Annotated in this window: 13 protein-coding genes; 7 read left to right on the top strand and 6 right to left on the bottom strand. The window is 41.3% G+C overall.

Translation table 11 applies throughout. The features are described from left to right. Nucleotides 1-94: 94 nt before the first annotated feature. The 5 genes from rodA to FUA25_RS09400 are packed head-to-tail and all read right to left on the bottom strand — an operon-like array spanning nt 95 to nt 5750. Entirely contained in the window at nt 95-1324 is a 1230-nt protein-coding gene (rodA, locus tag FUA25_RS09420; RefSeq protein ID WP_147756657.1) for a rod shape-determining protein RodA, read from the bottom strand. Beyond that, nucleotides 1321-3342, bottom strand: coding sequence for a peptidoglycan D,D-transpeptidase FtsI family protein (locus FUA25_RS09415; protein ID WP_147756656.1), 2022 nt, complete (start codon nt 3340-3342; stop codon nt 1321-1323). Before FUA25_RS09415 ends, rodA begins: the two co-directional genes overlap by 4 nt. Continuing rightward, nucleotides 3339-3845, bottom strand: coding sequence for a rod shape-determining protein MreD (locus tag FUA25_RS09410; RefSeq protein WP_147756655.1), 507 nt, complete (start codon nt 3843-3845; stop codon nt 3339-3341). The genes FUA25_RS09415 and FUA25_RS09410 overlap by 4 nt, the downstream gene beginning before the upstream one ends. Then, a complete protein-coding gene (gene mreC / locus FUA25_RS09405; RefSeq protein WP_147756654.1) occupies nt 3838-4692 on the bottom strand; it encodes a rod shape-determining protein MreC in 855 nt (284 codons plus the stop codon). The genes FUA25_RS09410 and mreC overlap by 8 nt, the downstream gene beginning before the upstream one ends. 32 nt (nt 4693-4724) lie before the next feature. Next, nucleotides 4725-5750, bottom strand: a complete 1026-nt coding sequence (locus FUA25_RS09400) for a rod shape-determining protein (RefSeq protein ID WP_147756653.1) — start codon at nt 5748-5750, stop codon at nt 4725-4727. 224 nt (nt 5751-5974) lie between these two features. Here FUA25_RS09400 and hemA point away from each other — a divergent pair, with 224 nt between their 5' ends. Genes hemA through hemE form a run of 4 tightly spaced genes read left to right on the top strand, consistent with a single transcriptional unit; the run spans nt 5975 to nt 9880 of the window. Beyond that, nucleotides 5975-7249 carry a glutamyl-tRNA reductase gene (gene hemA, locus FUA25_RS09395; RefSeq protein WP_147756652.1) on the top strand — a complete coding sequence of 425 codons (1275 nt, stop codon included), beginning with the start codon at nt 5975-5977 and terminating at the stop codon, nt 7247-7249. Then, entirely contained in the window at nt 7236-8153 is a 918-nt protein-coding gene (gene hemC, locus FUA25_RS09390; protein ID WP_185146684.1) for a hydroxymethylbilane synthase, read from the top strand. Before hemA ends, hemC begins: the two co-directional genes overlap by 14 nt. A gap of 25 nt (nt 8154-8178) precedes the next feature. Next, nucleotides 8179-8838, top strand: a complete 660-nt coding sequence (locus tag FUA25_RS09385) for a uroporphyrinogen-III synthase (protein ID WP_147756650.1) — start codon at nt 8179-8181, stop codon at nt 8836-8838. A 16-nt stretch (nt 8839-8854) separates the two neighbouring features. Further along, nucleotides 8855-9880 (top strand): uroporphyrinogen decarboxylase, encoded by a 1026-nt coding sequence (gene hemE, locus FUA25_RS09380; protein WP_147756649.1) that lies wholly within the window; start codon nt 8855-8857, stop codon nt 9878-9880. A 3-nt stretch (nt 9881-9883) separates the two neighbouring features. Here hemE and FUA25_RS09375 read toward each other — a convergent pair whose 3' ends face one another. Continuing rightward, the gene (locus FUA25_RS09375) at nt 9884-11050 is read right to left on the bottom strand and encodes a DUF3078 domain-containing protein (RefSeq protein WP_228411684.1); all 1167 of its coding nucleotides are present in this window, start codon (nt 11048-11050) and stop codon (nt 9884-9886) included. 112 nt (nt 11051-11162) lie between these two features. Here FUA25_RS09375 and FUA25_RS09370 point away from each other — a divergent pair, with 112 nt between their 5' ends. The 3 genes from FUA25_RS09370 to gdhA all read left to right on the top strand — a co-directional run bounded on the left by FUA25_RS09370 (nt 11163) and on the right by gdhA (nt 14668). Beyond that, on the top strand, nt 11163-11933 hold the full coding sequence (locus tag FUA25_RS09370; RefSeq protein ID WP_147756959.1) for a rhomboid family intramembrane serine protease: 771 nt from the start codon (nt 11163-11165) through the stop codon (nt 11931-11933). Between the two features lie 81 nt (nt 11934-12014). Beyond that, nucleotides 12015-13124: a DNA-processing protein DprA gene (gene dprA, locus FUA25_RS09365; RefSeq protein WP_147756648.1), complete on the top strand. Its 1110-nt coding sequence runs from the start codon at nt 12015-12017 to the stop codon at nt 13122-13124. 185 nt (nt 13125-13309) lie between these two features. Beyond that, nucleotides 13310-14668, top strand: coding sequence for an NADP-specific glutamate dehydrogenase (gdhA, locus tag FUA25_RS09360; RefSeq protein ID WP_147756647.1), 1359 nt, complete (start codon nt 13310-13312; stop codon nt 14666-14668). Nucleotides 14669-14866: the final 198 nt, after the last annotated feature.

Genomic DNA, 14866 nt, shown 5'->3' with positions numbered 1-14866 from the left:
CTGAAATAAATAATTGATTCCAATAAAAAAACCATCAAAATCTGATGGTTTTTTTATGTACTAGGGACACCTGTAAACGCTGAAGAAAAAACTATTACACAAGACTGTTTTTGTCGGTATAATTCAGTTTAAAGAAAATGAACGTCATGATTGAAAAGGCAAGCAGTGAGCTCCCGCCATAACTGAAATAAGGAAGCGGAATCCCTACCGTAGGGAAAAGACCCATCACCATCCCTAAATTAATTGAAAAGTGCATAAGCAGAATGGAAGCAAAGCAATAACCGAAAACGCGGTTAAATGCCGATTTCTGCTGTTCAGATAAATAATAAATCCTGCCGATGAACAGCGCATAGAAAATTACCAGCATTGCGGCACCGAAAAAACCCCATTCTTCACCAACTGTACAGAAAATGTAGTCGGTTTCCTGTTCAGGTACGAATTTCCCCTGCGTTACTGACCCCTCCTGATAACCTTTGCCGAAAAACCCGCCGGAACCGATAGCGGTCTTGGAATACAGGAGATTGTAACCGGACGTATCCCGGAATGCTTTTTCACCTTTATAAAGCACTTCGATCCGCTCACGCTGGTGCTTCGGCATTTTTTCAAGAATTTTGGGACCGGCAAAAGCAATTCCGGATAAAAAAAGAAACACTCCGACAAAACTCAACACCGACATAATATTCCAGTGAATTCTCTGAAAATTAAACAAAACAACGAGCGCAATCACAAGAGCTATACCGATCATGACATAAAGTGGATCCACTGCCAGCGAAATGAGGAACACCGCAGCCAAAATCCCGCCGACGCCAAAAACCCAGCCGTTCAGGCCTTCGCGGAAGAGGGCAATGAAAAAAGCGGTAAAAACAAGCAGTGAGCCTACATCTGGAATCGCCAAAACCACAATTGCCGGAACGATGATAATGGCAAGCGTATTGAGCAAAGATTTCCGGATCTTCAGATCAAATTCAGGTCCCGAAACATAGTTGGAAAGCAGTAAGGCAACCCCAATCTTGGCAAATTCCACCGGCTGCATGGTAAATCCCCCGATCCGGTACCAGTTTTTCTGTCCTAAAATCTCCGTGCCAAAAGGGAAAAGCCCGATCAGCAGCAGGACTCCGAAAACATAAATAATACCGGCAAAATTTTCAAAAAATTTAGTACGCGTGAGGAAGATCATCAACCCCACCGCAAGCGAAATACAGAAAAAAACGAACTGTTTTTTTCCCAACCCTTCATCAACACTGTAAATATTGGCCACTGCAAAAAGTGAAATGGCGAGATAGAGAAAAATACTCAGTTTATCTAAACCTTCTGTCCATTTCATCTTGTGAGCATTTTTAATTTTAATGAGTCTCTTTTCCGGATCAGCCCGGCTTTAACAGCAGGATCTTTCACAAATTTAAGGCTGTCTTCAATACCCATGATTTTTAAAGAATCTGAATTCGGTTCTTTGTACCAGCCTTTGCGCTTCAGCCTTTCAATTTCCTGACGGCGGTATTCTCCCATAAAACTGGCAGTAACCAGTTTTTGGTAAAGATGTTCGCGTTTCAGATCGCCGGTTAGGTATTTCTCAGCAATCACGGTACAGGCCGGACCGGCCCAAGTTGCACCGAAACCTGCATGTTCCATTACGGCTACGACTACAATTTTTGGATTTTCGGCAGGAGCAGCCAAAACGAAAATCGAGTTGTCTTTTCCCTGTGGCACCTGGGCCGTACCCGTTTTTGCAAGCTGGGTAAAATCATTTGATTTCAGACCTCTTGCTGTTCCCTGAAGTACAACTGCTTCCATTCCTTTCATGATGGGAACAAAATGTTTTGGGTTTACCAAAGTCTTATGTTTCACTTTAAATCTTGGATCGGGATTAGGTTTACCGTCAATGGATTTCACGATATGCGGCGTATAAAACCAGCCTTTGTTGACAATGGCTGCGGTTGCATTCGCCATTTGAATTGGGGTCAAAAGAACATCGCCCTGACCCATACCATTGAAAACTGCTCCGGTCGAAAGCGGGTCCCAGTTTTTTGTGGGTTTTTTGCCTATTGCCTTGTTGATGATGCCCATTCTTTTCTCGTAAAATGCCCCGCTTGGAATCTGTCCTTTGGAACCTACTGCCAAGTCGTTGTTCAGAAATTCTCCAACCCCGAAACTGCTCATAATTTTTTTCCATTCATCCACTCCTCTGCTTGGATCTCCGGGATACTTATTCAAAATTGCAAGGTATGCATAGGAAAAATAACAGTTACTGGACACCTGAATCGCCGGAACCAAAGGGTCCGCACCGCCATGACCTTTAATTCTCAGTCCTTTATAATTAAAACCTCCGCCGCAAGGAAAAACGGTATTTTCATCCATCACGCCCATTTGCATGGCTGCGGCAGCCGTCAAAAGCTTGAATGTTGAACCTGGCGGATACGCAGCCTGAACCGACCGGTCGAAAGTCGGCATATTGAAAGTGTCTTTCTGAAGTTTATAAATTTCTTTGGATTTGTCGGGGCCTGTGAAAATATTGGGATCGATATCCGGACCTGTTGCCAACACAAGAATTTCACCGGTATTTGGATCGAGCGCCACAATTGCACCTCTTTTATTAACGAGCATTTCTTCTGCCATTCTCTGGAGGTCATAATCAATAGTAAGTGTAAGATCTTTGCCGGTCACCACTTCTTTGTCGAGTGTTCCGTTTTTGTACGCCCCAATGCTCCTGAGTTTAATGTCTTTCTGGATGTAATTCATCCCTTTTATACCCCGTAATTCATTTTCATAGGCCTTCTCGATTCCGGATTTTCCGATAAAATCTCCGGGAAGGTAATAAAGAGAATCTTTCTTAATGTCCCGGTCATTCACCTCGTTGGTATAACCCAAAAGATTTCCCGACGTGGAAACTTCATACTGTCGCTGCGGCCTGGATACAATGCTGAAAGCCGGATATTTAAAGATGATTTCCTGAATACGGGCGATATCTTCCCGGCTTAAACCCTTCATAAAAGTCATCGGGGTAAGTCTTGAATAATATTTCTGCTGCTTGATCGCATTTACCGTCTTAATGAAGTCGGATTTTGAGATTTTCATCAAACTGCAGAATCCAAGCGTGTCGAAATCCGGCTTCAGGAGCGCATGAGTAAGGGAAATTTCATAAGCCGGCTGGTTTCCGACAATGATTTTTCCGTTACGGTCGAAGATGACACCCCTCTGCGGAATAACATATTCAATTTTAATGGAAGTATTGGCGGCATTCAGCGCGTAACGGTCGGTAAAAAGCTGTAGATAGGCAAGCCTTGCTATAAATATTACAGCAATCAGGCATAAAATGAGTGTTATTTTGAGGAATTGAGGTTTCAAATCCGTTGTTTGATTTTAAATGCAATGGTATAAATCAGTATAAATATAAAGGAAATCGCAGTGGTTGCCAAAACATTCAAAAATATTTCAAGTACCCGGCTCAGTTTGAAAAACTCCAGATACTGAACAATAAACTGATGAAGAAAAATGCTGGTTACGATAAAAAATATAAACTGGGACCACTGTAAGGAATGGAAAGAAAAAAAATCGGTGGAAGTATCCGTTGAAGTACGGAAAATAAGAGTCCGGAAATAGGCAATAGCGGTAGTCGCAAAAGCGTTAATTCCCCAGGTTCCCAAAAAAGCGTCGATACCAAGTCCTAAAGCAAAACTTAAAAAAAGAAACTGAAACCTGTTCCTGAAAAACGGATAGAACATAACAAACACCGGGTAAATTACAGGCGTAAATTTTCCGAAAATGGTGATTCTGTTCAGCACGAAAACCTGCAGTGCAATAAGCACAACAATCATTAAAATGTCGGTAATCAGGGTCCTGCTAATCATTTTCTCTTTTTATTGTGGTCTGCAAAGTATCCTGAATTTGCTGAACTTCGGCTTTCTTCAGATTTTTTACGACATATACCTTATTCAGCTTCCCCATTTTTTCGCTGAGTTCCACCGAAATGTCCCAGAAGCCAGACTTACTGTCGACTTCGTAGCCGGCAACTTTGCCCACCATGATTCCCTGCGGGAAAATGGCCGATTTTCCGTCGGTAACCACGGTGTCGCCAACCTGTAACGGTACATATTTCGGAATGTCAGAAAGATGCATAATCCGGGAATTATCGCCGTTCCAGGTTAAGGTTCCGAAATATCCTGACTTTTTCAGAGAAGCATTGATCCTGATCTTATTCACACTCAAAACCGACTGAACCAGCGCATAGGAATTGGTGGTATTGATGACAATTCCTGCAATTCCCGATGGCGCCATAACGCCCATTTTTGGCATCACGCCGTCCCGTTTGCCGCGGTTGATCGTAAAATAATTGTCTTTTCTGTTGATGCTGTTGAAAACGATTTCGCCGTCAACAAAAGTATAAATCTGTCCGCCGCCGATGGTGTCGTGAACCCTGCGGAACTGCGGAATTTTTTTGGCGTCTTTACCATAAACCTCCTCCATCAGGAACTTGTTCTGGGCAATCAGGTCTTCATTGATCTGTTTGAGTTTCAGATAGGAGGTTCCTTCATCAATATAACCCGAAACCTGCGAATTGAAAGCCGCCGTCTGCGCTGCGAGCCACGACTGCTGCATTGAATTTCGGCTGAAAATCAATACCAAACTCACGAGCTGCAGGAATATAAAGAAGACGAACAGACCGTTCTTCGAAAATAGTCTCAGCAAAAATCCCATCAGTAAGTGTGTCGTAAAACGTTAAAAAAAATTTATTTAATCAGGAAGTTGAATTTGTCCATGTTTTTAAGGGCAATTCCGGTTCCTCGAACCACCGCTCTCAAGGGATCTTCAGCTACAAATACCGGAAGACCGGTTTTCTTGTGCAGTCTGTCGGCAAGTCCTCTGAGTAACGCTCCTCCACCTGCAAGGTAAATTCCTGTTTTGTAGATGTCTGCAGCCAGTTCGGGAGGCGTAAGGGAAAGGGTTTCCATAACCGCATCTTCAATTCTGATGATGGATTTATCCAGAGCTCTTGCGATTTCCTTATAATTAACCATAATTTCTTTCGGTTTCCCTGTAATGAGGTCACGTCCCTGTACTGGAATATCTTCAATTTCCACGTCGAGTTCTTCAACGGCAGAACCAACTTCAATTTTCACTCTTTCAGCAGTTCTTTCTCCGATGTATAAATTATGATGAGTTCTTAAGTAATAGGCAATATCGTTGGTGAAAACGTCGCCGGCAATTTTAACAGATTTGTCGCAGACAATTCCGCCCAAAGCCACAACAGCGATTTCTGTAGTTCCGCCTCCGATGTCAATGATCATATTCCCTTCCGGTTTCTGAACATCAATTCCGACTCCTATTGCAGCAGCCATTGGTTCGTAAATAAGACGCACTTCTTTTGCGTTTACCTTTTGTGCAGAATCTCTTACCGCTCTTTTTTCAACTTCTGTAATCCCTGAAGGAATACAGATCACAATCTTCAGCGTTGGCTGAAAAAACTTGCCTTTGATACCCGGAATCTGTTTAATGAATTCCTTAATCATATGTTCAGAAGCATGAAAATCTGCAATCACGCCGTCTTTCAAAGGACGGATGGTTTTGATGTCTTCATGGGTTTTTCCCTGCATATGTTTTGCTTTCTCTCCAACAGCAATCGGTTTTCCCGTTGACCGCTCAATTGCCACTATAGATGGCTGGTCAATTACGATCTTATTATTGTGTATGATAAGTGTGTTCGCTGTTCCCAAGTCGATCGCAATATCCTGCGTGAACATATCAAATAACCCCATGTTGTCTCCTGTTTTTTTAATGTGTACAAAGATATAAATTTAGAACCATTCTAAAAATCCAAACCTTATATATAAGGTTAAAATTATATTAAAATTTACTGGTTCAGATTAATAACTTTTTAATTGCCGAAATATTTCTTTGCGGCAATATTTTCATCTTATATTTTGTTTTTTATTTCTTTAATCCGAATTCATTTTAAAACCTTAAATTTGCAGTTGATTTTATGAACCCGAATTCACACCTTCATCAAACCGCCAATTTTGCCGTACTTTCAGTAAGTTACGAAAAAGCCGATGCTGAGATCCGCGGAAAATTTGCATTCTTTGATGATCATGTTAAGGATTTTGTAAAAACCCTGCATGATGAAAATCTCGGTGACGCCTTCGTAGTATCTACGTGTAACCGGACTGAAATTTATTCCACCACGCAGAACTACCTGCTTATTGCAGAAAGTTTCTGCAAAACCGTTGGGGTAAGCCTTACGGATTTCATGAAATTCGCGACTGTTTTACGCCACGAAGATGCACTTCAACACCTTTTCCGTGTTTCTGCAGGTCTTGAGAGTCAGATTTTAGGTGATTTTGAGATCATCGGACAGATCAAAAATGCCTATCACCGTTTCAGGAAAGAAAAGAAGAATTCCAACCCTTTTATGGAAAGGGCCATCAATTCGGCCATTCAGATTTCGAAAAGGATTAAAAACGAAACCGGAATTTCAACCGGTGCTGCATCGGTTTCCTACGCTGCGGTTCATTATATTTTAAATCATCAGAAACAGCTTTCCGAAAAGAATATCCTGCTTTTAGGTGTAGGTGAAATCGGTCAGAATACCGTGGAAAATCTGGTAAAGCACGTATATAAGCCAAAGGTGAAAATCGCGAACAGAAGTTCTGACAAAGCCGAAAAAATTGCCGAAAAATATAAAATTCCATATATCGAGTTTGAAAATTTCAGCGAAGAACTTAGAAACACCGATATTCTTATTGTTGCAACCGGCGCACAGCATCCGCTCATCAACAAAAGCCATTTCCCGAACGGCAAGGAAACGCTGGTCATTGACCTCTCTATTCCAAATAATGTTGAAAAAAACATTACCGATAACGAAAATGTGAGTCTGGTTGATGTCGATGAACTTTCAAAACACATCAGCGAAACCATAGAGCAGCGAAAAAAAGAGATTCCAAAAGCCGAAAAAATCATCAGGGAAATGACGAAAGATTTTCTGGAATGGGAAAAAAAGCGCAAATTGGCACCAAATATCCATCATTTCAAAGCTTCTTTAAAACATATCGAGAACCATGAACTTCATAACTTTCACCGCAAACACCGGTATGTTGGCATTGAAGACATGGAACTTTCCAACAAGCTTATTCAGAAAATTACAAACCGTTTTGCAAAATACATCATCGATAATCCGTGGAAAGCAGATGAAATCAGCAAACTGATGCACGAGATTTTAGTGGAACAGCCCAATAATGAATTCAATGAAAAGCATTAAAATAGGAACCCGCAATTCTCCGCTCGCTCTCTGGCAGGCGCGCGAAGTGGCAAGACATCTCCAGAACAGAAATTTCCTTACGGATCTGACCCCTGTAATTTCATCGGGAGACAAAGATCTTACCCAACCGCTCTATGCAATGGGAATTACCGGTATTTTCACAAAAGATCTCGACACGGCTCTGCTCAATAACGAAGTGGATATTGCTGTTCATTCCTTAAAAGACATTCCGACCCAACTTCCGGAAAACATAGAAATTATCGCAGTTCTGAAAAGAGATTTTCCTCAGGACGTGCTCGTGAGAAAAGAAGATGCAGCAAGTCTGGACCTCAAAGATTTAAAAATCGCGACAAGCAGTTTGAGACGACGCGCGTTCTGGCTGAAGGAATTTCCATATGCGGAATTTTCCGACATTCGCGGAAACGTACAGACCCGCTTAAGAAAACTCGAGGAAAACAGTTTCGACGCCACCCTTTTTTCGATGGCAGCTATTGAAAGAATGGGCCTTGACGTTCATTTTGAATTGCTTCCGATGATGATTCCGGCGCCGGCTCAAGGAGTGGTGGCGATCTGCGGAAGAAGCAATGATGAAAACTTGAAAGAAATCTTCAAAGACATCAACGACCGTGAAACCCAGATCTGCATTGAGATCGAAAGAAATTTCCTCAGGACCTTGGAAGGGGGCTGTACCGCACCAATCGGGGCTTTTGCAGAGATCAATGATAAAAATGAAATCCGTTTTCAGGGCAGACTCTGTTCACTGGACGGTAAAAACTGTATAGAAACCGATGAGATTTTCGAATGGAACGAATATGAAAATTTCGGCGAAAAAATGGCTTTAAAAATCATTGAAAATGGCGGCAAGGAACTGATGGAGGAGATCAAAATACAGCTCCATCCATAAATGCTTTCGGGAAGAAATTGGTCCAATGAAAATTCTTTTCACAAAAAAATCAGACGCCCAAATGATTTCCAGAAAATTAGGAGATCATTTTTCTTTTGATTTTGTGGAAGTTATCTCTACCGAAAATATTTCCGTAAAACCGTTTGATCTTGAAGACAACTCACTGATTTTTACAAGTGTTAACGGTGTAAAATCATTTTTTGAAAACGGTTTTGAAATTCGGGAAAATAAAATTTACTGCGTCGGTAAAACCACAGAAAAATCCCTAGCTCAAAAGGGTTTTCAGGTTTTCAGAACCGAAAAAAACGCGGTGAATCTCGCAGATTTCATCGCCGAACATTCGGCAGACGAAAAATTTATTCATTTTGCCGGAAACATCTCACTCGATACTTTTCACAATAAATTTCTACCGGAATCTGTTGACTATAAAAAGGTTATCCTTTACACCACCCATCTTATATATCCCGAACTTTCAAGAAAATATGATGCAATAGTATTTTTTAGTCCGAGCGGAGTTCGTAGCTTTGCAAAATTCAATTCTTTAGAAGATGTGCAGCTGTTTTCGATCGGCGAAACCACCGAAAAAGAACTGAAAAAATTCACACAAAATACAATATCTACCAGCAAAGCCAACCATCTCGATGACCTGCTGGATTTAATAAAAAGCATGCAGCCTGAAGCCTAATGCGCAAAACTTTTTTATGATTAAAAACGACCTGTACCTAAAAGCGTTAAGAGGAGAAACTGTAGAACGGCCGCCGGTTTGGATGATGAGACAGGCAGGAAGATTTCTGCCGGAATTCCGGGCACTGCGCGATCAGTACGATTTCTTTACCAGATGTCAGACTCCTGAACTCGCTTCTGAAATCACGATGATGCCGATCAGAAGATATCCTTTGGATGCGGCAATCCTTTTTTCCGACATTCTGGTAGTTCCGCAGGCGATGGGAATCGATTTTAAAATGAAGGAGAATGTGGGACCATGGCTTGACGAACCGATCCGCACGCTGGAACAGATTCAGAATATTGAAGTTCCGGATGTGAATGATACTTTAGGATATGTTTTTGATGCGATTGAACTCACCCTGCAGAAACTCGACAATGCTATTCCGCTTATCGGTTTTGCCGGCTCGCCGTGGACTATTTTGTGTTACTGTATTGAAGGTAAGGGCTCCAAGACTTTTGAGGTTGCAAAAACGTTCTGTTTCCAGCATCCTGAAGCGGCTCATCTCCTGCTTCAAAAAATTACCGATACCACGATTGCCTATTTGAAAAGGAAAGTGGAAAAAGGAGTTTCTGCGGTTCAGGTATTCGATTCGTGGGGTGGCATGTTGTCTCCGGACGATTACCGGGAATTCTCCTGGAAATACATCAATGAAATTGTTGAGGCTTTAAGTCCGCTTACCCATGTTGTGGTTTTCGGAAAAGGCTGTTGGTTTGCGCTCGAAGAAATGACGCTTTCAAAAGCTTCTGCATTGGGCGTTGACTGGACCATCCGTCCGGAATTTGCGCGGGTTTTAACCAATCACACCATGACGCTTCAGGGAAATTTCGATCCTACCAGACTTCATTCCACCCCGGAAACCATCAGAAAAATGGTGCACGAAATGATCAGCCGATTCGGGAAAGACCGTTATATCGTAAATCTCGGTCACGGAATTCTGCCCAACATTCCGCTGGAAAATGCAGAAGCGTTCATCAGAGCGGTTGTAGACTGGAAGGAATAAATTTTACTGAACGATAAATGGTTTGATGACCTTTTTGCGGCTGTCTTTTTCAACTTTCTGTTGTCCTAAACTGTAGGAAAAGCCAATGCCAAGCGTTTGTTTCCGCTGCAGTTTCTGCAGTTGGTCATGGTCATACATCATATCCAGACTCACCACGGTTGAAATAAATCTGTTAAAGCGAATGTTCAGGGTTCCGCTGTAAGCCACATCTACCCTTTCAGTGTGAAAGAGATAGTTGCTGAAAAAATTCAGCTGGTTGTCGAAAGTGATTCCTTTATAGATTTTAAGCCGGTAAATCACATTCACCATCGCTCCAAGTTCACTTCTGACACTTTGTCCATCCCTTTCCAAACCGTATCTTCCGGCTTTCTGAAGCAACGGATCGGTCACAAAAGTAAATTTACCGTTCAAAGGCCTAAAAATCAACTGAAAATTTTCTTCAGGATTGTAAGAAACTCCTAAACCGGCATTCAGATAACCCGGTGCCATAAATTTGGAAATTCTGTCCGCAAAAACCGGATCAGGAGTAAGCGCATAATTGTATCCGGCGGTATATTGCGTAGTGAACTGAAAACCGGTTGACAGATAATAATCTTTCCCCAGATCATATCCGTAATTTGACATCAGGCTGATGTTATCTTCCGTTTTCCTGTTAGACTGGCCTGTTGTAGCGATCAGTCCATAACCGCTCTGCAGAATATTTTCCAAAAAATGTTTTCCGTTTTTATAGCTTAAATTATAGTTGATTTTGCCGTTTATCCCGAAATTATCATTCCCGCCTGCATTCCAGTTGGAATAGGATGCCTGGTTGATGACCAGATTATTCAGTCCGTAAAAATACCATTTCTGTTCCTCTTTTTGATTCATCAAATTAAACGGAGTCAAAGGAAAATCCTGTGTAATCACCGGAATGACCACTTTATCCCGGATTACAATCGTGTCTTTGAAATGCGTTTCAAAATCAAAAAACTCCGGATCAGCCAAGCTGTCCAGATCCAGAGCAACAGCATTCCATTGTTCTTGGTTAACAGAATCAATAATCTGCTGCGGAGTTTTTGTTTCCTGCGAAAAAATTTGGATTACTGAAACAATCAGTAAAAAAGTAAAGAGCCTTTTCATAAACAATATCATCATGGTTGGTGCAAAAATATCATTATTAAAAATAATCATGAGGTGGATTCTAAGATTTCGCTTTTTTGGCTCAATTTTTAACAGAAATTAATAATTATTAGCCAATTTTACCATTATTGTTTTTTGGCTTTTCTTTTGTGAAATACAGATGATGTTGAAAAAAACCATTTCAAAAAACGCTTTACTTTATCCTTTTCTCATGCTTTCAGCTATGTGGGGAGGATATTTCCTTCAGCTTCATGGTTTTTTCGAAAGCTGTAGCGGCGCAATCATTCCCCTGGTTCCGGAAGGAATGAAGGGAATCTTTTTTTCCCCCTTGCTGCACGGTAATTTTGAACATCTTTTGGGTAACTCTATTCCGATCGCGGTGCTCATGTTTCTTTTATTCCAGTTCTATCCGGAAATCTCAAAAAAGATATTTTTCATGGGCTGGATCCTGAGCGGGCTCCTGGTCTGGCTGCTTCCTCCTATCGACATTATGACCGGGGATTCAATGTATTTATGCATCATCGGAGCCAGCGGAATTGTGTATGTTCTTGCTTTTTTTCTCTTTTTCAGCGGTGTTTTCCGGTGGAACGTAAAATTTTTAACGATCTCCTTGATCGTCGTTTTGTATTACGGAAGTTTGGTTTGGGGAATGCTGCCGGAAGAGCTGTTCTCGAAACTGAATGAACCGAGCCGGATTTCGTGGCAGTCGCATTTGGCTGGAGCAGTAGTCGGCAGCATCATGGCTTTTCTTTTCCGAAAGACCGGTGAGAAAAAAAAGAAATTTATATGGCAATTCCCGAATTACTACAACGAAAAAGATGACCTGTTATGGCAGCAATACAAAGAAAATCATCCAGAGGATTTCATGGAAATGCCCCAGAAGAAAAAAGACGATATCTGGGAATATCTCGACGAGATTCGCAGGAAACAGTAGGATTCGATTAAAATCATACGGATACTGAAGCATTTTTCTATCTGAAAAAAAAATTCGAAATTTGATGTAAATCTTTCTGCCATGTTTTCAGAAGAGCACCTGTATTCAATCGCGTTGCGGCGCAGTCCGCTTATTGGAGATGTGAACTTCAGAAAACTGGTACGTGCTGCAGGCTCAGCAAAGGAAGTCTGGGAACTTTCAAAAAAAGGACTGAAACATATCACCGGCATCGGAAAAAAAATCGCTGAACAGATTGGAGATGATGAAAACCTGACCTTCGCCGAAAAGGAACTTATTTTCTGCGAAAAAAACAACATCAGAATCCGGCTCCGTCACCTGAATGAACTTCCCTATCTTCTGGATGAATGCGAGGATGCTCCCGCCATCCTTTATGAAAAAGGAAATTTTGATGAAACTTTGAAACCTTTGAGCATTGTAGGCACCCGCAATTTATCGGTTTATGGCAAAGATTTTATCGGAAATTTACTGGAAGCTCTTAAATCTTTCAAAATTTTAACGGTAAGCGGTTTAGCTATTGGCGCAGATGCTGAGGTTCACGAAAAATCACTCCAGAATAATATTCAGACGGTTGCAGTACTTGCGCATGGTTTTCACACGCTTTATCCTTTCAGAAATAAAAAACTCTCCGAAAGAATTCTGGAGAATAACGGCGCTTTACTTTCTGAATTCAATTCATCCCAAAAACCCGACCGGGAAAATTTCATCCAGAGGAACAGGATTATTGCAGGCCTTTCTGCGGCAACAGTCGTTGTTGAAACGGCTTTCGGAGGCGGTTCAGTGAGCACTGCAACTTTCGCGAACAGCTACAACCGTGAGGTTTTCGCTCTTCCGGGGAAAATTACGGATAAATACAGTCAGGGTTGCAACCAGCTCATTGTGCTTAACAAAGCATCTGCCATTTCAACCGTTGAGGACTTGATTGAAAACCTCGGATATTCCACGATCGCCGAAACAACAGGTTCCCTTTTTCCAAAATCTGAAATAAAATTGCAACTTCCTGAAAACCAAAGATTGATTTTAGAATATATTCGAGAAAAACCGTACACTTCACTGGATGATCTGTCTGAAAATATCAACCTATCATCGCATAAAATACTGCCGGTTTTGCTCGAGTTGGAACTTTTGGGTTTAATTAAATCACTTTCCGGGAGACAGTATCTGGCAAAGTAAAAATTTTGAGTTTTTTAATATCCTATTGTATTTATCAAACTGTTCAATTTTCGGTAATAGTCAATTGTAAATTCCAAATATAATAGATGTTTATCTCCTGTTTTTTAGGTTATCAGCAAAAGAAATTTACTGCTTGTGGGTTTTGAAAAAAAAATTAAATTTGTTACTATAATTATCAAACCTTTATGGAACAATATAATGTAGAGCAAAAAATTCAAGAATTTATTGCAAAAGTTGAAGCAAAAAACCCAAATGAGCCGGAATTTCTTCAGGCTGTAAAGGAAGTTGCCGTAACGGTGATTCCCTTTATCGCAACAAAAAGCGAATATACAGGAAAGAAACTTCTGGAAAGAATGGCAGAACCGGAAAGAACCATTATTTTCCGTGTTCCATGGGTTGATGACAAAGGTGAAATTCAGGTAAACAGAGGATTCAGGATTCAGATGAATTCTGCGATCGGACCATATAAAGGAGGAATCAGGTTTCACCCAACGGTGAATCTTTCGGTTCTTAAGTTTCTGGCATTCGAGCAGACTTTTAAAAACTCTTTAACTACTTTGCCCATGGGTGGAGGAAAAGGAGGTTCTGATTTTGACCCACAGGGAAAATCGGATATGGAGGTGATGCGTTTTTGCCAGGCATTCATGACAGAAATGTGTAAACACATTGGACCGGAAACAGACGTTCCTGCAGGAGACATCGGTGTTGGAGCCAGAGAAATTGGATATTTATTCGGTCAGTATAAAAAAATCAGAAACGAGTTTACAGGAGTTCTTACCGGAAAAGGTTTAGCTTACGGCGGATCATTAATCCGTCCTGAAGCAACCGGCTACGGTGTAGTATATTTCGCTGAACAGATGCTTAAAACCATCGGCGAGGATTTCAAAGGAAAAACGGTGTCTGTTTCAGGTTTCGGAAACGTAGCTTGGGGAGTGGTTAAAAAAGTGGAAGAACTGGGCGGTAAAGCCGTTACCATTTCCGGTCCTGACGGTTATGTTTATGACAAAGACGGCATTACAGGTGAGAAAATTGACTATTTGCTGGAACTTCGTTCTTCAGGGAACAACAGAGCTGAAGATTATGTAAAAAAGTATCCGGGTGCTGAATTCCATGCTGGAAAACGCCCTTGGGAAGTGAAATGTGATGTTGCGATCCCTTCTGCTACACAAAATGAACTGGATCTTGATGATGCTAAAAAATTAGTGGAAAACGGCGTGGTCTGTGTAACAGAAGCTGCCAATATGCCATCAACTTTAGAGGCCATTAATTATTTCCTGGATCACAAAGTGCTTTTCTCTCCGGGGAAAGCCTCCAATGCGGGTGGTGTTGCCACTTCAGGACTTGAAATGACGCAAAACTCCATCCGTTTAAACTGGTCATCAGAAGAAGTGGATGCAAGGCTGAAGGAAATCATGATCGGGATTCACAAAGCGTGCAGGGACTACGGAAAAGAAGAAGACGGATATGTGAACTACGTGAAAGGAGCCAACATTGCCGGCTTCGTGAAAGTGGCTGAAGCCATGCTCGCGCAGGGAGTAGTATAAAATTATAAAGCCGGATTGTCTCCGGCTTTTTTCATAATATCCTGTCCCGGGAAAATGGGAAAAAAGTAAAGTGAAAGGATAAAAAGCATTGAAATTCAATGCTTTTTATTTTGCCAAAAAAGAAGTCCTGAAAATTTTCAGGACTTCTTCTTTAAATTAACTTTAACTCAAATTACAGGAGTTTGTGATTTGTTTGGA

The sequence above is a fragment of the Chryseobacterium sp. genome, from assembly GCF_008014695.1.
Taxonomy (GTDB): domain Bacteria; phylum Bacteroidota; class Bacteroidia; order Flavobacteriales; family Weeksellaceae; genus Kaistella.
The sequence above is the reverse complement of the archived record's forward strand: the minus strand, read 5'-3'. Positions and strand labels throughout refer to the sequence as shown.